This is a genomic window from Acinetobacter sp. CAU_H_60 (assembly GCF_058599385.1).
Window position 1 is genome coordinate 1,691,779 of record NZ_CM178653.1, and the last position, 19,044, is coordinate 1,710,822.

Annotated in this window: 12 protein-coding genes, 2 tRNA genes, 3 rRNA genes and 1 pseudogene; 7 read left to right on the top strand and 11 right to left on the bottom strand. The window is 43.3% G+C overall.

The window, feature by feature from the left end; translation table 11 throughout:
- Positions 1–10: 10 nt before the first annotated feature.
- Positions 11–1,021, bottom strand: coding sequence for a 50S ribosomal protein L3 N(5)-glutamine methyltransferase (gene prmB, locus AC4MBN_RS07825; protein WP_104426049.1), 1,011 nt, complete (start codon positions 1,019–1,021; stop codon positions 11–13).
- A gap of 197 nt (positions 1,022–1,218) precedes the next feature.
- Positions 1,219–1,605 (bottom strand): DUF1311 domain-containing protein, encoded by a 387-nt coding sequence (locus AC4MBN_RS07830; RefSeq protein WP_491880100.1) that lies wholly within the window; start codon positions 1,603–1,605, stop codon positions 1,219–1,221.
- A gap of 201 nt (positions 1,606–1,806) precedes the next feature.
- On the opposite strand from AC4MBN_RS07830, the gene AC4MBN_RS07835 reads away from it, so the two are divergent.
- From AC4MBN_RS07835 to AC4MBN_RS07860, 6 genes are all read left to right on the top strand, one after another.
- Complete coding sequence (locus AC4MBN_RS07835) at positions 1,807–2,115, top strand: hypothetical protein (RefSeq protein WP_166138211.1); 309 nt, start codon at positions 1,807–1,809, stop codon at positions 2,113–2,115.
- A 156-nt stretch (positions 2,116–2,271) separates the two neighbouring features.
- Positions 2,272–3,645, top strand: a complete 1,374-nt coding sequence (locus AC4MBN_RS07840; RefSeq protein ID WP_005235905.1) for an ABC1 kinase family protein — start codon at positions 2,272–2,274, stop codon at positions 3,643–3,645.
- A gap of 252 nt (positions 3,646–3,897) precedes the next feature.
- Positions 3,898–5,184 carry an acyl-CoA dehydrogenase family protein gene (locus tag AC4MBN_RS07845; protein WP_491880952.1) on the top strand — a complete coding sequence of 429 codons (1,287 nt, stop codon included), beginning with the start codon at positions 3,898–3,900 and terminating at the stop codon, positions 5,182–5,184.
- A 22-nt stretch (positions 5,185–5,206) separates the two neighbouring features.
- A complete protein-coding gene (locus tag AC4MBN_RS07850) occupies positions 5,207–6,406 on the top strand; it encodes an acyl-CoA dehydrogenase family protein (RefSeq protein ID WP_491880101.1) in 1,200 nt (399 codons plus the stop codon).
- A 106-nt stretch (positions 6,407–6,512) separates the two neighbouring features.
- Positions 6,513–7,001, top strand: coding sequence for a GNAT family N-acetyltransferase (locus AC4MBN_RS07855; protein ID WP_491880102.1), 489 nt, complete (start codon positions 6,513–6,515; stop codon positions 6,999–7,001).
- A gap of 285 nt (positions 7,002–7,286) precedes the next feature.
- On the top strand, positions 7,287–7,793 hold the full coding sequence (locus AC4MBN_RS07860; RefSeq protein ID WP_257224643.1) for a lytic transglycosylase domain-containing protein: 507 nt from the start codon (positions 7,287–7,289) through the stop codon (positions 7,791–7,793).
- A 117-nt stretch (positions 7,794–7,910) separates the two neighbouring features.
- On the opposite strand, the gene rrf is transcribed toward AC4MBN_RS07860, so the two are convergent.
- The 9 genes and pseudogenes from rrf to ftsY form a co-directional block, all read right to left on the bottom strand.
- Positions 7,911–8,025, bottom strand: a 5S ribosomal RNA gene (rrf, locus tag AC4MBN_RS07865).
- 202 nt (positions 8,026–8,227) lie between these two features.
- A 23S ribosomal RNA gene (locus tag AC4MBN_RS07870) occupies positions 8,228–11,119 on the bottom strand.
- Between the two features lie 461 nt (positions 11,120–11,580).
- Positions 11,581–11,656 (bottom strand) — tRNA-Ala (locus tag AC4MBN_RS07875).
- A gap of 45 nt (positions 11,657–11,701) precedes the next feature.
- A tRNA-Ile gene (locus tag AC4MBN_RS07880) sits at positions 11,702–11,778 on the bottom strand.
- Positions 11,779–11,839: 61 nt separating this feature from the next.
- Positions 11,840–13,377, bottom strand: a 16S ribosomal RNA gene (locus AC4MBN_RS07885).
- Together the 16S, 23S and 5S rRNA genes with 2 tRNA genes alongside form the textbook arrangement of a ribosomal RNA operon.
- A 476-nt stretch (positions 13,378–13,853) precedes the next feature.
- Complete coding sequence (locus tag AC4MBN_RS07890) at positions 13,854–14,519, bottom strand: DUF2057 domain-containing protein (protein ID WP_419364753.1); 666 nt, start codon at positions 14,517–14,519, stop codon at positions 13,854–13,856.
- Between the two features lie 194 nt (positions 14,520–14,713).
- Positions 14,714–15,307 carry a nitroreductase family protein gene (locus AC4MBN_RS07895; protein ID WP_004783692.1) on the bottom strand — a complete coding sequence of 198 codons (594 nt, stop codon included), beginning with the start codon at positions 15,305–15,307 and terminating at the stop codon, positions 14,714–14,716.
- 182 nt (positions 15,308–15,489) lie between these two features.
- Positions 15,490–16,180: pseudogene (locus tag AC4MBN_RS07900) on the bottom strand (nitroreductase family protein).
- A 180-nt stretch (positions 16,181–16,360) separates the two neighbouring features.
- Entirely contained in the window at positions 16,361–17,464 is a 1,104-nt protein-coding gene (gene ftsY / locus AC4MBN_RS07905; RefSeq protein ID WP_419364756.1) for a signal recognition particle-docking protein FtsY, read from the bottom strand.
- Positions 17,465–17,642: 178 nt separating this feature from the next.
- Between ftsY and AC4MBN_RS07910 the strand changes: the two genes are divergently transcribed.
- Positions 17,643–19,037, top strand: a complete 1,395-nt coding sequence (locus tag AC4MBN_RS07910; protein ID WP_491880103.1) for a M16 family metallopeptidase — start codon at positions 17,643–17,645, stop codon at positions 19,035–19,037.
- The last annotated feature ends 7 nt before the right edge of the window (positions 19,038–19,044 follow it).

Below are 19,044 nucleotides of genomic sequence, written 5' to 3' on the forward strand. Positions count from 1 at the left end.
CAACGACTCCTTATGAATTAACAGATTGAATGAATAAATCGCGATATTGACGGCATTGGGCTGCAGTCAGTGCAAAGATACCTGAACCACCACGTTGGAACTGCAACCAGTGGAAATCAACAGTATTGAAGTTTTGCTTCATCGCCCATTCAGAGTTACCCACTTCAATCACGATTAAACCGTCTTCAGTCAGGTAATCAGCTGCTTGAGCCAGCATCTTACGTACTAGATCCAGACCGTCTTGACCAGCAGCCAATGCCAGCTCTGGCTCATGATGGAATTCATCAGGAAGATCAGCCATATCCTCTGCATCGACATATGGAGGATTAGATACGATTAGATCATATTGGTTTTCAGCTGGAATTTTGGCAAATAGATCAGATTCAAGTAAAGCCACCTGATACTGTTTACTGTGATGTTCACAGTTAATCTGCGCCACTTCCAAAGCTTCTTTAGAAATATCGGTTGCATCCACTTCTGAATCCGGGAAAGCATAGGCCAATGCAATCGCGATACAGCCAGAACCGGTACACATATCCAGAATGCGTTGTGGAGTTTTTGGATTCGGGTTTTCTGGCAGGTTATTTACTGCTGCACCCATTTCACCATTTTCAGTCAGGCAATAAGGAGCAAAGCGGTTTTCAATCAGCTCAACGATTGGCGAACGTGGAATCAGAACACGCTCATCCACATAGAATGGCTTGCCGAAGAAATAGGCTAGATTCAATAAATAAGAGGTTGGAACACGTTCATTAATGCGGCGTTCTAGCAAGCTCAAGAACTCAGCCACTTCGCTTGGCAATAATTTAGAGTCCAGAATTTCAGGATCTGCATTCCAGTCCAGTGACAAGGTTTGTAGAACGAGCGCTGAACTTTCAGCAAAATAATCTTCTGTACCTTGACCTAAGTGCGCATCGTATTGACGTAATGCTGTAACCCCAAAACGAATAAAATCACGAATGGTAGTTAAATTTTCAGCGGCTTCCTGCAAATGTTCAGGGCTAATAGTCGGTCGATCCACTTAAGGCGTCTCCAAGGTCATTTTTTAAAACGCCTTATGATACCTTGTTTTGAGGTCTTTTATAATGCCAAAACCATGAAAAACCCGAATTCTCCATGGTTTATCAATGACAGATCTTCTAGATTTCAGACAGATTAGAATCCTACTTTTTAAGATTTATCACTATTTCCGGAAGGATTTATTAACTTAAAACCAGTTTAAGTACCGGCACGATAAGAACGTGATTGATACAAATTCGCCTGATCTTTTACCATCTCCAGCGCACATTGACCCTGTTTAATCTGGGCATATTGGGTATTCATGGTCAGCTTGCATTGCTGTGATAGTTTACGTTGCCACACTGTATGCTGATCACGAATATTATTACGATAGCCAGCATTCAATTTCAGATAAGTCTTATAGTTTTTCTTCAGACGTTTATTCTGTGCTTTTAATTCTTTTTTCACACATTTCTGCAGTTTAGCTGTATTGCCATAACTAAAATTCATGCACTGGGTATATTCCTGAGAATAACCTGTAGCAGCCTGAACCTGTAATGTCATCGTCCCCAAACAACCTGCCATTAATAAACATGCAAAACGCATAGTATCCCCTTCACCAAAACTGGCTGGTTTCCAATCAATATTGAATAATGAATCTTGTTTAAATTATTGCCTGATACTAACTTAGTCCTCGATAAAATCCTATATTTTTCTCGCTTAAAAAGATGTCACAGTTCTTTGGTTGAAACTTGATTTTATGGCCGCATATAATTCGGCAATGATGTCCAAACGAGTCCAGATCTTATGAGCTATAAGCACAACAATCTTATGGCCATGCGCCAGAACTACTGGAATGACCAGTTATCCAGTCAGGTGCAGCAGGAAAAGGTATTTTTACAGACCACGTTAATGCAGCAAGGTGTATTTAATAGTGCGACTTTGGAAGATGCCAAATACCTGTTTTTCAGCTTGCCAAGCATCATTATTGTGAAGGGTTATGCGCTGGGTTTTATGCATGAAACAGTCCAGAACCTAATTCATCAACATATTCAAACAAATAAACAACAGTTACAACAACGATCTGAATTAAAAATTCAATTTCAAATGTCATAATATTCACCCTACACTGGTCAAAACGGCAAGCGATATGCTCTTGCCGAGATTTTCACCGTGAATTCAGCGGCTTAAACTTTTTTAATACGTGCAGACACGGTAATATCCACTACAATGATTTATTCCGCTTTATGCTGATAAAAGGATTGAGTTTACATGTCAGATCAGAACGATAAGCTTAAACAATTGAAAACTTCCTCAATGGATCGACGCTTATCGATCGCAAAGGCATCTTTGCTGGCAGGTACGCGCTGGGCAGCATCCAGTGCGGGTTCAATGTTCTCAAGCGAAGAAGAAAAAGAAAGAAGACGCAAAAAAGCCATGAAAGAGCAGGCCGATTATCTGGTTGCAGAAATTGGCAAGCTTAAGGGTTCAATTGTCAAAATTGGTCAGATGATGGCCTTGTATGGCGAGCATTTTCTGCCAGAAGAAGTCACTCAAGCCTTAAATACATTAAATAATAAAACAGTCGCTTTGGCTTGGCCGGCGATCAAAGCCCAATTACAGCAGCAATTAGGTTCCAAGCTAGATGATCTGACAGTTGATCATGAGCCCTTAGGTACTGCCTCTTTGGCTCAGGTGCATCGTGCGGTGCGTAAGTCAGACGGTATGGAGCTGGTGCTTAAAATCCAGTACCCGGGTGTAGCTGAGGCTATTGATTCTGATATGAGCCTGTTTAAGAACATGCTCAAATTGACCCGTATGGTGCCGCAAACCCGTGAATTTGATCAATGGTTTGATGAAGTTCGCGAGATGATGCATCGTGAGGTCAATTATAAAATCGAAGCAGATACCACTCGCCGCTTCTGTAAACGTCTACAAAATGACCCGCGTTATATCGTACCGACCATCATCGATAACTATTGTACTGACCGTGTTCTGTGTATGACCTTTGAACGTGGTGTACCCATCAATAGTCCAGTGATGCTGTCTCTACCACAGGAACGTCGTAATAAACTGGGTGAAGCTTCCCTGGAAATCGCTGTACGTGAGATTTTTGAATGGGGCGAGATGCAGACTGACCCAAATTTCGGCAATTATCTGGTACGTTTAGGTGATGGCGAAAATATTCAGGACAAGATTGTACTTCTTGACTTCGGTGCAATCCGTCAGTTTGACCAGCATCTATTAAACGTTGCACGTAATCTGATCCAGGCCGGTTATCATCATGATTCAGACATGATGGTGAAAGCCATGACCGGTTATGAATTCTTTGATTCTATTCCGCCTAGCATCAAACCGGATATGGCGAAAGTCTTTCTGCTAGCCACAGAAGCCTTCAGCTCGCCAATGAACAATAAAGACTTGCCGCCAGGCGTGATGGATGAACATGACCGCTATAACTGGAAAAAAAGTCAGCTTCATAGCCGTGTGATGCAGCAGGCTTCTAAATCCATGGCTTCACGTTATTTCAGTGTACCGCCTAAAGAATTTATGTTTATCAGCCGTAAGTTCATTGGCGCTTATACCTTCATGACGGTAATTGATGCGAAAACTAATGTACGCGCAATGATTAAACGTCATCTCTAATCGACTAAGTTATTATTAGCCTTATATAAGACCCGGATGATTTTGTCATTCGGGTCAATTTTTGATAAAAACCAAATTTTTCTTATTTTATTTTTCTATTTATTTTCAATATTTTAAATTTTTAAATCCCCTCTTTATTTTAATTATAAATTGACAATGATTCATGTCATTGATGACATGGTTTTTTCTATAACTGCATGTCAACATCAGACAAATAAGATAACACCCCGTAGGATAATTAGAATGAACAATATGGTGAACAAAGCACAAGGATTTGGCTTGTCCATCCTGACCAAAGTGGCTGGAAGTGATTTACTCGACCAATTAAAGCTGCGTAAATTTTTAGAAAAATCTCTTTATCAAAGCTCTAAAGCAGGTTTTAAAACACTCAGCCAAACTCAGAAAATCCTGAAATCTGGTCAGAAAATTCAAAAACAACGTTTACCACATCAGTCCAAATCCCTGTTTGATCTGAATCTGACTGAAGAACAGCAAATGACCTGCGAGGCGATGCAACAGTTTGCCAGCGAAGTCCTTTATCCTTTGGCACATGATGCAGATCATCATGAAATCTTCCCAGAGGAACTCTGGCAATATTCAACTGATCTGGGTCTTAATTTTTATGCGCTGCCTGAAGCTTTAGGTGGTGTAGCTGCAGAACAGAATATCGTCAGCAATGTCCTGATGGCTCAACAGTTGGCTCAAGGTGATTTCAGTTTGACCGCTGGTCTGCTTTCTACCTTTAGTGTGATTAATGCGATTACCCGTTGGGGTTCAGAACAGGTTCAGACTGAGTATTTGACTGCATTTGCCGATGATCCGCATCTTAAAGCTACCTTCGCAGTACAGGAAGCAACAGCTGCCTTTAATCCTTATCAGTTAAAAACTCAAGCAACGTCGAATGAAGATCACTATTTAATTAATGGTGAAAAAACCTTGGTGATGCTCGGAGAAAGTGCTGATATCTATCTGGTCAGTGCAGATCTAAATGGCAAAACCGAAGTATTTATTGTGCAACGCAATAATACCATCACTGCGCAAAAATCTCCGGCTATGGGCTTGAAAGCCACTGAAACCATGAACCTCAAATTTAATAACACACCGGCACAACGCTTGGGAGATGACGATTTTGATTACACCGCTTTTCTTGATCTGGGCAATTTAATGTGGTGTGCCATGGCGGTCGGTACCTGTGAAGCAGTTAAAAAATACTGTGTGCAATATGCCAATGAACGGACAGCCTTTGGCGAACCGATTTCTCATCGGCAAAGTGTAGCTTTTATGATTGCAGATATGGCGATTGAAATTGATGCCATGCAAATGCTGATCCTGAATGCCGCCGGTCTGGCAGAATCCGGGAAAGACTTTCATCGTGAAGCTTATATAGCCCGTCTGCTCTGTGCAGAAAAATCCATGAAAATTGGCACAGATGGCGTGCAGATCCTCGGCGGACATGGTTTCACCAAGGAACATCCGGTAGAACGCTGGTATCGGGACTTAAGAGCAACAGCAATCGTACATTCTGGCCTTCATGCCTGAGCAAAGAATAAGGAAATAATAAATGAACTTACAAAATCCTAAAAAATTCAAATTGCTGATTGATCAGGCACATGAAGTTGCTCTAAATGTACTCCGCCCTATTTCACGCAAATATGACAAAGCTGAACATGCTTATCCGAAAGAGTTAAATATGCTCGCTTCTGTCGTCGACGGCATGAACCAAGGCAGCGAAGGCATGAATGCGGGAGCTGCGGTCAATAAACGCGGTGATAACGATGAAAGCAATAAAAATGGCGTAAATATGTCCACTGCACTTAGTATTGTCGAAATGTGTTATGGCGATACCGGACTACTTTTATCCATGCCGCGTCAAGGTTTAGGAAATTCAGCCATTGCTGCTGTTGCTAATGATGAACAGTTACAACGCTTTCATGGCATCTGGGCAGCGATGGCAATCACTGAACCAGGCTGTGGTTCCGATTCAGCTGCCATTCGTACTACTGCCATTAAAGAGGGTGATGACTATATCCTCAATGGTGAAAAAATCTTTGTCACCTCTGGCGAACGTGCAGATGCGGTTGTAGTCTGGGCGACTTTAGATAAAAAACTTGGCCGTGCTGCGATCAAGTCCTTTGTCGTACCCAAAGGTACGCCTGGCATGAAAATCGAGCGTCTGGAACATAAGCTGGGCATTAAAGCCTCGGATACGGCTACGATTAGTTTTATTGATTGTCGTATACCTGCTGCTAATTTGCTTGGACATGCTGAAATTGATGTGGCCAAAGGTTTTGCTGGGGTCATGGAAACTTTTGATAATACCCGTCCACTCGTTGCAGCGATGGCAATTGGATGCTCTAAAGCTTCCTTAGAAAGAATTAAGGAGATTTTTAAGGATCAGCTAGATCCTGAGTACAATACGCCTTTTTTACAAACATCGAATATTGCAGCGCAAATTTACCGCATGGAAGCCGAATGGGAATCTGCCCGTTTATTAATGTTGAAAGCTGCGTGGATGGCGGATAACCGCAAGCCTAATTCTCGTGAAGCTTCTATTGCTAAAGCCAAGGCAGGTCGTATCGCGAATGAAATCACTTTGAAGTGTGTCGAATTAGCAGCATCTGTAGGCTATAACGAGGCAGAACTTTTAGAAAAATGGGCGCGGGACTCCAAGATTCTGGATATTTTTGAAGGAACTCAACAGATTCAGCAACTGATTATTGCTCGACGTGAATTAGGTAAATCTTCAAGTGAATTAAAATAATCAAAAACTGGAAATACCGCTTTATTAAAGAACGAATCATCAAAAAGGATGGATTTTTTATAGTTTTCGGACTATAAAATTTCCATCCTTTTTCATGTCATGACCTATGTATTCTATTCGTCCTATACAACCTCAAGATAATACTCAAATTGCCAAGATTATTCGTGAAGTTTCCGTAGAATTCGGGCTTGCAGCAGAGTCGGGCTTTGCTGTCGGTGATTCAATTCTGGATAACCTGTATGAAGTATATCAACAGCCAAATGCCGCTTATTGGGTTATTGTTGATGAACAGGATCAAGTCTTTGGCGGTGGAGGTATTGTGCCATTAGAGGGTGATCAGAGTATTCTAGAAATACAGAAAATGTATTTCTTACCTATTATTCGTCGTTATGGATTTGCAAAACAGATTTTAAATCTGGCTTTTGACTTTGCTCGTGAGCAGAACTTTAAACGAATCTATCTTGAAACTACTGCAAGTCTTTGGCAGGCTGTGAAGCTTTACGAAAAATTAGGTTTTGAACATCTCGATCATCCCGAAGGCAATACGGGTCATAGTGCAGCTTGTGAAATCTGGATGCTAAAAACTTTAGACTAAGCTATCTTGTGCATCCAAATATATACACTTTAAAGAAGAGCCAGAGATACAAATTCGGCTGCTAACTGGCTTTTCTTTAAGCAATTCTTCATAAAAAATTCATTATTCAACAAAATCTAAGTTGTCTTTGTAAACAAATCATCTAATTTCTTGACGATTTTCATACATCTTCCTAAGATCAATCTAATTTTAAAAATACAGGGAAGCTGAAAGTTGTTGGGCAAATTTTCTAGCAAAAACTATTCATTATTAAAGGTCTTAAATCCTACTACTTTAAAAATTGGGATGCTTGGCTTAAGTACAATATTAATAAGTGCTTGCTCCTCACTAGGAGGTAACTCCTTAGAAAAACGCTCTGCTAAACTGTCTCAAGGAATTCAGACTGCATATGCTGTGCCTGCGACAACTGCTACTCGCGTTTCACCTTTAATTATTCAGAATGCCGAAAGACATAGTCTAGATCCTTTGCTGGTTGCAGCCGTGATTCGACAGGAATCTACCTATCGCAGTCAAGTCGCTTCACCTGCAGGTGCTGTGGGTCTTATGCAAATTGTTCCGCGTTATTGGCAATCTACATGCGGACCTGATTTATTTAATGAAGCAGTCAATATTGGATGTGGGAGTTATATTCTTTCACGTTATCAGGAATCTAGTGGCAGCCTAGAAAAAGCGCTGGGTTATTATAATGTAGGCCCTACTGCCTATGAGAAAGATCGGAAAATGCGTAAACAAGGCAAAAAATATGCTAAAGAAGTTTTAACACACCAGAAGCAACTTAAAAAATCCATGTAAGTTTTATAATTTTAGTATCTAAGGCTTAAATTTATTTAAGTCTTTTTATCTTATTTTATTAAATCCCACGCATAAAAAAAGCCCCCTGCTTCTGCAGAGGGCTTTTTAGGAAAAATGAGCTGGCGATGACTTACTCTCACATGGGATACCCCACACTACCATCAGCGCTAAGAGGTTTCACTTCTGAGTTCGGGAAGGGATCAGGTGGTTCACTCTTGCTATGGTCGCCAGCACAACTGGTATGCTTACTCGCTATGGTCTTATTTACGTTGCTTGCGCTTCGTTTGCCTAGCTTTCTTCAAATAGAATGCATTAACAGATGTATCTGAGTCGCAGTAGTTTGTTCGATTAGCTTAACTAAATCAAGGCTTCGTCTGATCGTTAGATCAATATGAAATCAATTGATGCTTTATATACAACTGCTTGGGTGTTGTATAGTCAAGCCTCACGAGCAATTAGTATTGGTCAGCTTCATGCATCACTGCACTTCCACATCCAACCTATCAACGTCGTAGTCTTCAACGGCTCTTTAGGAGACATAAAGTCTCGGGGAAATCTTATCTTGAGGTAGGCTTCCCGCTTAGATGCTTTCAGCGGTTATCCCTTCCGAACATAGCTACCCGGCGATGCGACTGGCGTCACAACCGGTACACCAGAGGTTCGTCCACTCTGGTCCTCTCGTACTAGGAGCAGATCCTCTCAAATTTCCAGCGCCCACGGTAGATAGGGACCGAACTGTCTCACGACGTTCTAAACCCAGCTCGCGTACCTCTTTAAATGGCGAACAGCCATACCCTTGGGACCTGCTTCAGCCCCAGGATGAGATGAGCCGACATCGAGGTGCCAAACACCGCCGTCGATATGAACTCTTGGGCGGTATCAGCCTGTTATCCCCAGAGTACCTTTTATCCGTTGAGCGATGGCCCTTCCATACAGAACCACCGGATCACTAAGACCTACTTTCGTACCTGCTCGACTTGTGGGTCTCGCAGTTAAGCGCGCTTTTGCCTTTATACTCTACGCGTGATTTCCGACCACGCTGAGCGCACCTTCGTACTCCTCCGTTACTCTTTAGGAGGAGACCGCCCCAGTCAAACTACCCACCAGACATGGTCCTCGCTCCCGATCAGGGAGCAGAGTTAGAACCTCAATATTACCAGGGTGGTATTTCAAGGACGGCTCCATGGCAACTAGCGTCACCACTTCAAAGCCTCCCACCTATCCTACACAAGTAAGATCAAAGTTCAATGTCAAGCTGCAGTAAAGGTTCACGGGGTCTTTCCGTCTAGCCGCGGGTACACCGCATCTTCACGGCGAATTCGATTTCACTGAGCCTCTGCTGGAGACAGCGCCGCCATCATTATGCCATTCGTGCAGGTCGGAACTTACCCGACAAGGAATTTCGCTACCTTAGGACCGTTATAGTTACGGCCGCCGTTTACTGGGGCTTCGATCAAGAGCTTCGCTTACGCTAACCCCATCAATTAACCTTCCAGCACCGGGCAGGCATCACACCCTATACGTCCACTTTCGTGTTTGCAGAGTGCTATGTTTTTAATAAACAGTTGCAGCGGCCTGGTTTCTGAGGCTGCCAACAGCTCAAGGAGCAAGTCCTATCACCGCCGGCAGCGTACCTTCTCCCGAAGTTACGGTACCATTTTGCCTAGTTCCTTCAGCAGAGTTCTCTCAAGCGCTTTGGTCTACTCGACCTGACCACCTGTGTCGGTTTCGGGTACGATTCCAGTGTAACTGAAGCTTAGAGACTTTTCCTGGAAGTATGGTATCAGCCACTTCACCAGTAAACTGGCTTGCTATCAACTCTCAGCATAGAGCACCCCGGATTTGCCTAAGATGCATGCCTACTGTCTTCCACCTGGACAACCAACGCCAGGCTGACTTAACCTTCTCCGTCCTCTCATCGCATTACACTGAAGTATTGGAATATTAACCAATTTCCCATCGACTACGCCTCTCGGCCTCGCCTTAGGGGTCGACTCACCCAGCCCCGATTAACGTTGGACTGGAACCCTTGGTCTTTCAGCGAACGGGTTTTTCACCCGTTTTGTCGTTACTCACGTCAGCATTCGCACTTCTGATACCTCCAGCATGCTTCTCAACACACCTTCATCGGCTTACAGAACGCTCCCCTACCACTTGCAATAAATTGCAAATCCGCAGCTTCGGTACATAGTTTTAGCCCCGTTACATCTTCCGCGCAGGCCGACTCGACTAGTGAGCTATTACGCTTTCTTTAAAGGGTGGCTGCTTCTAAGCCAACCTCCTAGCTGTCTATGCCTTCCCACATCGTTTCCCACTTAACTATGATTTAGGGACCTTAGCTGGCGGTCTGGATTGTTTTCCTCTTGACTACGGACGTTAGCACCCGCAGTCTGTCTCCCGGATAGTACTCATTGGTATTCGGAGTTTGCATCGGTTTGGTAAGTCGGGATGACCCCCTAGCCGAAACAGTGCTCTACCCCCAATGGTATTCGTCCGAGGCGCTACCTAAATAGCTTTCGGGGAGAACCAGCTATCACCGAGTTTGATTAGCCTTTCACCCCTATCCACAAGTCATCCCCTGGCTTTTCAACGACAGTGGGTTCGGTCCTCCAGTTAGTGTTACCCAACCTTCAACCTGCTCATGGATAGATCACCCGGTTTCGGGTCTATACCCAGCAACTAAACGCCCTATTAAGACTCGATTTCTCTACGGCTCCCCTATTCGGTTAACCTCGCTACTGAATATAAGTCGCTGACCCATTATACAAAAGGTACGCAGTCACCACACAAAGTGGCTCCCACTGCTTGTATGCATGCGGTTTCAGGATCTATTTCACTCCCCTCACAGGGGTTCTTTTCGCCTTTCCCTCACGGTACTGGTTCACTATCGGTCAGTCAGGAGTATTTAGCCTTAGAGGATGGTCCCCCTATATTCAGACAAGGTTTCACGTGCCTCGCCCTACTCGACATCATCATATCAGCCCTTTCGTGTACAGGACTATCACCCACTATGGTTGCACTTCCCAGAGCATTCCACTAAAACTGATATGACTTAATGGGCTGTTCCCCTTTCGCTCGCCGCTACTGAGGGAATCTCAATTGATTTCTTTTCCTACGGATACTGAGATGTTTCACTTCTCCGCGTTCGCCTCATAAACCTATGTATTCAGTTTATGATACCGACCTTATAGCCGGTGGGTTTCCCCATTCAGACATCTCCGGATCACAGGATATTTGCCGCCTCCCCGGAGCTTTTCGCAGGCTATCACGTCTTTCTTCGCCTCTGACTGCCAAGGCATCCACCACATGCACTTAATTACTTGACTATACAACCCCAAACAGTCGTTCATCCCTACAAGTAGAATAAACAACATAATCAACCGATCACTCAGTTAATTACACAGTTAGAGTCTCGTGAACTTAATCACTGTACAGCTTCAATTAGATTCATATACCAAAACGCTTGATTCAGTTAATTTCGCTAGTTCTCATTCAATCACTTCAACTTCACAACCGAAGTCGTGTCGTTTCCGCTCTTGTATGAGTATGAACAAATTATTTCAACTCAAATATATTCTGTTAATGATTTAATGCATCCTCGTCGGACTGCATTACTGTGATAAATCACAGAGGTTAATAACAATGCCGCGCATTATACGCCGCTTTCTTACTAAGCTCTATAAGCTATCAAACCGTTTGACTAAGGCTTAACCTCCAAGACAACTACGCGATCACTTCGTGATCTTGTCTTGCATACTTTTTAAAAGCAGTGCTTTAAAAAGTATTCTGGTGGAGACTAGGAGAGTCGAACTCCTGACCTCCTGCGTGCAAAGCAGGCGCTCTACCAACTAAGCTAAGTCCCCAGCTTATCAATAAGTCAATGTTCTGATTTTCTGTTTTCTGGCAGATGGTGGGTCTGACAAGACTTGAACTTGTGACCCCACGCTTATCAAGCGTGTGCTCTAACCAACTGAGCTACAGACCCTCAGATACATCGTCATGAAGAACAACTTGTTGTGGATTCTTACCAATCGTCAATCTTTCGTTAAGGAGGTGATCCAGCCGCAGGTTCCCCTACGGCTACCTTGTTACGACTTCACCCCAGTCATCGGCCACACCGTGGTAAGCGTCCTCCCTAAGGTTAGACTACCTACTTCTGGTGCAACAAACTCCCATGGTGTGACGGGCGGTGTGTACAAGGCCCGGGAACGTATTCACCGCGGCATTCTGATCCGCGATTACTAGCGATTCCGACTTCACGCAGTCGAGTTGCAGACTGCGATCCGGACTACGATCGGCTTTTTGAGATTAGCATCTGCTCGCGCAGTAGCAACCCTTTGTACCGACCATTGTAGCACGTGTGTAGCCCTGGCCGTAAGGGCCATGATGACTTGACGTCGTCCCCGCCTTCCTCCAGTTTGTCACTGGCAGTATCCTTAAAGTTCCCACCCGAAGTGCTGGCAAATAAGGAAAAGGGTTGCGCTCGTTGCGGGACTTAACCCAACATCTCACGACACGAGCTGACGACAGCCATGCAGCACCTGTATCAGAGTTCCCGAAGGCACCAATCCATCTCTGGAAAGTTCTCTGTATGTCAAGGCCAGGTAAGGTTCTTCGCGTTGCATCGAATTAAACCACATGCTCCACCGCTTGTGCGGGCCCCCGTCAATTCATTTGAGTTTTAGTCTTGCGACCGTACTCCCCAGGCGGTCTACTTATCGCGTTAGCTGCGCCACTAAAGCCTCAAGGGCCCCAACGGCTAGTAGACATCGTTTACGGCATGGACTACCAGGGTATCTAATCCTGTTTGCTCCCCATGCTTTCGCACCTCAGTGTCAGTATTAGGCCAGATGGCTGCCTTCGCCATCGGTATTCCTCCAGATCTCTACGCATTTCACCGCTACACCTGGAATTCTACCATCCTCTCCCATACTCTAGCTAACCAGTATCGAATGCAATTCCCAAGTTAAGCTCGGGGATTTCACATTTGACTTAATTAGCCACCTACGCGCGCTTTACGCCCAGTAAATCCGATTAACGCTTGCACCCTCTGTATTACCGCGGCTGCTGGCACAGAGTTAGCCGGTGCTTATTCTGCGAGTAACGTCCACTTATCCCAGGTATTAACCAGGTAAGCCTCCTCCTCGCTTAAAGTGCTTTACAACCAAAAGGCCTTCTTCACACACGCGGCATGGCTGGATCAGGGTTGCCCCCATTGTCCAATATTCCCCACTGCTGCCTCCCGTAGGAGTCTGGGCCGTGTCTCAGTCCCAGTGTGGCGGATCATCCTCTCAGACCCGCTACAGATCGTCGCCTTGGTAGGCCTTTACCCCACCAACTAGCTAATCCGACTTAGGCTCATCTATTAGCGCAAGGTCCGAAGATCCCCTGCTTTCTCCCGTAGGACGTATGCGGTATTAGCGTCCCTTTCGGAACGTTGTCCCCCACTAATAGGCAGATTCCTAAGCATTACTCACCCGTCCGCCGCTAGGAATCAGGTGCAAGCACCCTATCCCCGCTCGACTTGCATGTGTTAAGCCTGCCGCCAGCGTTCAATCTGAGCCATGATCAAACTCTTCAGTTAAAATCATTTCGAACTTTATAAGTAAAGTTCTTAAACTTGGCTCATCAATTTTCTGACAAATATTTCTCAAATAAACTTCGAGTAATTTCTACCATTCAATCAATGAAAATAATTTCGATCAATCAACCAGTAAAAATCCACACAAGTTGTTCTTCATAATCTCTTAATGATCTTACTTAAAACCTCGTCAGTTTTAAGCTCCAACCCAACCACTTAACGTTTCGTTTCATGCATTGCGTTGGTGTGCTGCGTATTCTATACAGTTTCCGAACCAGTGCAAGAGCTTTTCTTAAAAATATTCAAAAAAGCGCACTGTACGTTTATTTTTTAATCTGAATTGCTATTTTTAGCAGTTTTAATGCTTTTTTCCAGTCATTTTTGGCCCGAAAGTTTAAGCAAATGTGAATTTCTACTGGTTTAGTTTTTATTAAAAGGGATCGTTGCATACGATCCCTTTTAATATTGAACAATAAATTTTAATTTGCCTGCTCGCCAAGCCAATTCATAAATTTTTGTCGTTCAGCTTTAGATGCCTGTTTCCACAACTGAATTAATTGCTGATCAAGCTGACCAACTGATACATTTTCCCGAACGTTTGCAGTAGCCACATTCGGTGTGCTTGCAGTTTGAGTGTAGACCGCTGCTGGCTGATTTGTTGGAGTTACCACTTTATTCGTTGTCAAATCCACAGATTTTCCTAAAACGCTTTGCCCTAGTAATGGTTTCGCTGCATCTTTTGCTCCCGCCTGCTGAACCAAAAGCTGATTTTTTGCATCATATAAACCAATAATTGGCTGATCTTTATATTTTTTCGCTTCATCAAAATTTTTAGGCGCGTTAATTAAAGCCAATTTATAAGCTTCACCATCTTTAAGTTCTGGAGTTTTTACAGTTACTACGCCAGATTTTAAAATGTCATGAGAATTGTCATTGTGCTGGAAAAATTCAGTATAACGAACACTAATCGCATTCGTACCAGCATCCAGTTTATAAGTTTGATCTGAGCGTAATAGACCTGAACGTACTTCCTGATCATTCACTGCGATTATCTTGATTTCTTCAGGTACAGTTAATGTCACGGCTGAAAAAACTGATGTGCTGCCCAATAATGCAACTACAGCTGCTGTGATACGTAAATCCATGTCTCTCACTCATTCTGGTTAATATATAAAATTTTCATTGCACTATGCCGTGTACAAATGACAATTCTATGACAAATGCTTTGCCTCTACAGCACTTTACTCAGCATTTATCAGACTATCTATCTTCTGATTTCTGCTATATCACACATAAAAAAGAAGTACTTAACAGTACTTCTTTCTCATCTCTAAATCGATTATGCGAAGGTCTTAAATCGTTCTGCATCATCCATAAAGGTTTTTTCACCTGGAGGCGCTTCGATTGAACCAAATACCAATTGAGCACGAAGCTTCCAGTTTGATGGAATACTAAAAGTTTGCGCTACTTCTTCATCGATGATCGGATTGTAGTGCTGTAGTGATGCGCCAATATTATGTTCAGCCAAAGCTGTCCAGGTTGCAAACTGCGCAATACCGCTAGCATGCTCTGACCAGATCGGGAAATTATCTGCATACAGCGCAAATTTTTCTTGCATTCCTTTAATGACATTCTGGTCTTCATAAAACAGTGCAGTTCCATAACCTGCCGCAAAACCATCTATTTTGCTATTGGTAGCCTCAAAAGCATCTGCTGACACTAGGTCGCGTAAAGTTTCACGCACAATATGCCAAAAAGTATCATGTGATTGACCAAACAAAATCACCACGCGTGAAGATTGCGAGTTAAAAGATGATGGACTATGTTTCACCGCCTCTTTAATAATGTGCTCAATTTCTGCCTGATCCAGGCTGACATTTTTCCCAATAGCATAAATACTACGGCGCTTTTTAATATGATCTAGAAATGCCATGATCTCACCTCGTTCTATTCTGATTATTTAAAACCAATAAGATCATCCTAAGCATTTTCACTGCCCAAAACAGTCTTATTTCGATAACAATGTGTTTTATTTATAGAACATTCTCAGAGATACTAAGGTTGATCCTTTGTATCAATCACCTTAGCGCATGCTAATTTCAAAAATCGCCGGTCTTAGCTAAATACCTGGAAGCTGTCTGGATTCACAGACTCAATTTTATCTTCTATTGCTTCTTCAATTGAACCGAAACAGAGCTGAGCACGTAGCAACCAGTTTTCATCAATCTTAAAATGCTCAGCTACAGCGTGATTGATCTGCACATTATAATGTTGTAACGAAGCACCTAGACCAGCATCTGCCAGCGCAGTCCACGCAGCAAACTGCACCATGCCGGAAGTCTGCTCTGACCACAGTGGAAAATCATCAGCACTAAATGGAACCTTCTTCTGTAATTGCTGAATGGTACGCTGATCTTCATAGAATAAAATCGTGCCATAGGCATTTGCACATTGATCCAGCTTGATTCTAATCCCCTCGTAGACCAATGCCGGCACATGCTGGCGTTGAACATCTTTCACAATGTTCCAGAATTGATGATGTGAATCGGCAAATAGCACGATAATGCGTGCACTTTGTGAATTATAAGCTGAAGGACAACTATGCACAGCTTCCTGAATCAGCTCGGTCAGATAAGCTTGACTGAAATGCACACGCTTACCTAGCTGATAGATCCCACGACACTTTTTTTAATTTCTCAACAAAAGTGAATTCTAAATTTTCAACTACTTTACTCTTTTTAGGAAATTTAAAATCCTTAGTCAGGTCAGTTGTTAATACCTGCCCAATTTTATTGAGTAATGCCATTTTCTACCCTCTACATATAGCCTGAACTTCAATCACCAGGCAAATTCCATACAATATAATGGGTTTATTTAGGCAGGCAGGATTTGCTGTTTTTTTCATGCTGCTTTTTAGAGCATTCAAACTCCTTAAAAACAAAAAACTCCGCATTTAGCGGAGTTTATGTGACGCAAGTTGCATTAATTATTTTTCAGTTTCAAACAATGCCGCAACGAATGATTTTGCCGAGAATGGACGCAAGTCATCAATTTTCTCACCTACACCGATAAAGCGAATCGGTACATGGGTACGGCTGGCAATATTAAACAGCACACCACCTTTTGCAGTACCATCCAGTTTGGTAATGGTTAAACCCGTTAAACCCACTGCTTCATCAAACATTTCAACTTGATTAATGGCATTCTGTCCTGTACCGGCATCCACCACCAACATCACTTCATGTGGCGCAGTCGCATCAATCTTCTGCATCACACGTTTAACTTTGGTCAATTCCTGCATCAGGTGACCTTTGTTATGTAGACGGCCTGCAGTATCCGCAATTAAAACATCCACACCTTTGGCACGCGCACTTTCGAAAGCATCAAAAATGACTGAAGCGGAGTCAGCACCATGACCTTGGGCTACGACGGCGATATTGTTGCGTTCACCCCAGATCTGTAACTGCTCAGTTGCAGCAGCACGGAAAGTATCACCCGCAGCCAGCATGACTTTTTTACCTTCGCCTTGCAGACGTTTTGCCAGTTTACCAATGGTTGTGGTTTTACCTACACCATTTACACCCACCACCAGAATTACATATGGATTTTTATTCGGATCGATATGCAGCGGTTTTACACGCGGAGCCAGCAGAGCCACCAGTTCTTCCTGAAGCGCTTTATACAGTGAGTGAGAATAAATCAAGTCACCGCGTGCAGTACGTTCAGTCAAATTGGCAATAATCGTTTTAGTTGCATCAACACCGATATCTGCAACCAAAAGCTGTTCTTCAACTTCTTCTAATAATTCATCGTCAATTTCTTTGCCACCAATCAGGATATTGACCATCCCATCGGCAAGATTTTTACGGGTTTTGGTTAAACCCTCTTTCATACGGCTAAAGAAACCACCTTTTGTAGCAGGTTCTTCTTCCTGAGCTTCCGTCGCTACAGGTGCAGAAATTTCAGCAGTTGCGCTTGGTGTTTCTACAATCGGCACATTAACCGCAGGTAAACTCGGTAATGTGACATCATCATCTCCGATATCAGCATCAATCAAAAATTTGTTTTGCCCATTAGATTGCTGTTGCATGCCGAATCCTTGAAAAGCATTGCGTTAAAAAATTGAATTCTAGCATAACTTGCAGTGTTTTGAGCGGGCAATCCAATCCATGAATAAACAACCAAAAAATAACAGTGTTTGGTTGCTTTCAATACAAGATTTCTGAAAAATAATCCTAAATACAAATATCTATTCATTGGAAGACTTTGTGTCCATATCTTTTTTTACTATCTCCTCCTTATCCAGAATCATCAAACAGCGGATTTCTCCAGTTGCAGTACTCATCCTGAGTTTCGGTTTTAACCCCGTACATGCCGCAACACAGAGTGAATTATCCCGCACCACTATCGAAACCTATTTAGGTAATGGCTTAAAAGTCATCATCCGGGAAGATCATCGCTCCCCGATGGTGATGACACAGATCTGGTATAAAGTCGGCAGTAGTGATGAGTCCGGTAATATTCTCGGCGTCTCTCATGCTTTGGAACATATGATGTTTAAAGGCACAAGCAAGGTTCCCAATGATGAATTTACCCGCCTGAGCCGGATTTATGGGGGCAGTATTAATGCCGCAACCTTTACCAATTACACGAACTATTATCAGCTCTATCCCAAAGCCTATTTTCCGATGGCGCTAGAACTTGAATCTGACCGTATGAACAACCTGTTGTTACGCCAGCAAGATTTTGATCCGGAAATTAAAGTGGTAATGGAAGAACGGCGTCAGCGTACTGATGATAATCCGCGTGCCCAGGCATTTGAACGATTTAGATGGATCAGTTACCCCACCAGTCACTATCGTCAGCCCGTGATTGGTCACATGAAAACGCTCAATAATATTCAGCTGAGTGATGTTAAAAAATGGTATCGAGACTGGTATAGCCCGAATAATGCCATTCTGGTGATTGTCGGGGATGTTGACGTTCAAGAAGCTCTCGTTCAGGTACAGAAATATTTTGGCGATATTCCGGCACGTCCTACACCATCACGTAATGACGTACTCGAGTTCGAACGCTTAGGCTATCGTCATATGGAAATTGAGAGTAATGTCCAGGTACCTAATCTGTATATGACCTGGAATGTAAAATCTTTGGCTACCGCCAAGAATCCTCAAGATGCCTATGCTCTAACCATTATTCGCAGCCTGCTGGATAGCGGGATTTCTTCTCGCTTGCAGGATCGTCTGGTTCGCGACCGCAAAGTGCTTACTTCTGTGAGTGTGTCTTATGATCCTTATAACCGTGGAGATAGCCTGTTTGGTATTTCCGCACTTCCGGCTCCAGGTGTAAATCTGACAGAAGCACAAGCCGCCATCCAGAAAGAAATTGATTTACTAAAAACTGAAACTATTTCTGAGCATGAACTGGCACGGATCAGCACACGCTTTATTTCAAATCTGATTTATAGTCAGGACAGTCTGAGCGGACAGGCCAAAATGATTGGAAACCTTGAAGTAAACGGATTGAGTTACCGCCTGATGGATGAACTGCCTCAGCATTATGACAGTGTCCGTGCAGAGGATATTCAGCGGGTTGCTAATGCCTATTTTGTCCGTGAAAATTTAAGTACGCTCTACCTTTTGCCTGAACAGAAAGCTCAATAATGGTTAT

Excerpts from the sequence above, each read along its gene's own strand:
- AC4MBN_RS07855 (WP_491880102.1), top strand. The coding sequence starts at position 6,513 with ATGTATTCTATTCGTCCTATACAACCTCAAGATAATACTCAAATTGCC.
- AC4MBN_RS07840 (WP_005235905.1), top strand. The coding sequence starts at position 2,272 with ATGTCAGATCAGAACGATAAGCTTAAACAATTGAAAACTTCCTCAATG.
- AC4MBN_RS07860 (WP_257224643.1), top strand. The coding sequence starts at position 7,287 with ATGCTTGGCTTAAGTACAATATTAATAAGTGCTTGCTCCTCACTAGGA.
- AC4MBN_RS07895 (WP_004783692.1), bottom strand. The coding sequence starts at position 15,307 with ATGGCATTTCTAGATCATATTAAAAAGCGCCGTAGTATTTATGCTATT.
- AC4MBN_RS07830 (WP_491880100.1), bottom strand. The coding sequence starts at position 1,605 with ATGCGTTTTGCATGTTTATTAATGGCAGGTTGTTTGGGGACGATGACA.
- ftsY (WP_419364756.1), bottom strand. The coding sequence starts at position 17,464 with ATGCAACAGCAATCTAATGGGCAAAACAAATTTTTGATTGATGCTGAT.
- AC4MBN_RS07890 (WP_419364753.1), bottom strand. The coding sequence starts at position 14,519 with ATGGATTTACGTATCACAGCAGCTGTAGTTGCATTATTGGGCAGCACA.
- AC4MBN_RS07835 (WP_166138211.1), top strand. The coding sequence starts at position 1,807 with ATGAGCTATAAGCACAACAATCTTATGGCCATGCGCCAGAACTACTGG.
- AC4MBN_RS07845 (WP_491880952.1), top strand. The coding sequence starts at position 3,898 with ATGGTGAACAAAGCACAAGGATTTGGCTTGTCCATCCTGACCAAAGTG.
- AC4MBN_RS07850 (WP_491880101.1), top strand. The coding sequence starts at position 5,207 with ATGAACTTACAAAATCCTAAAAAATTCAAATTGCTGATTGATCAGGCA.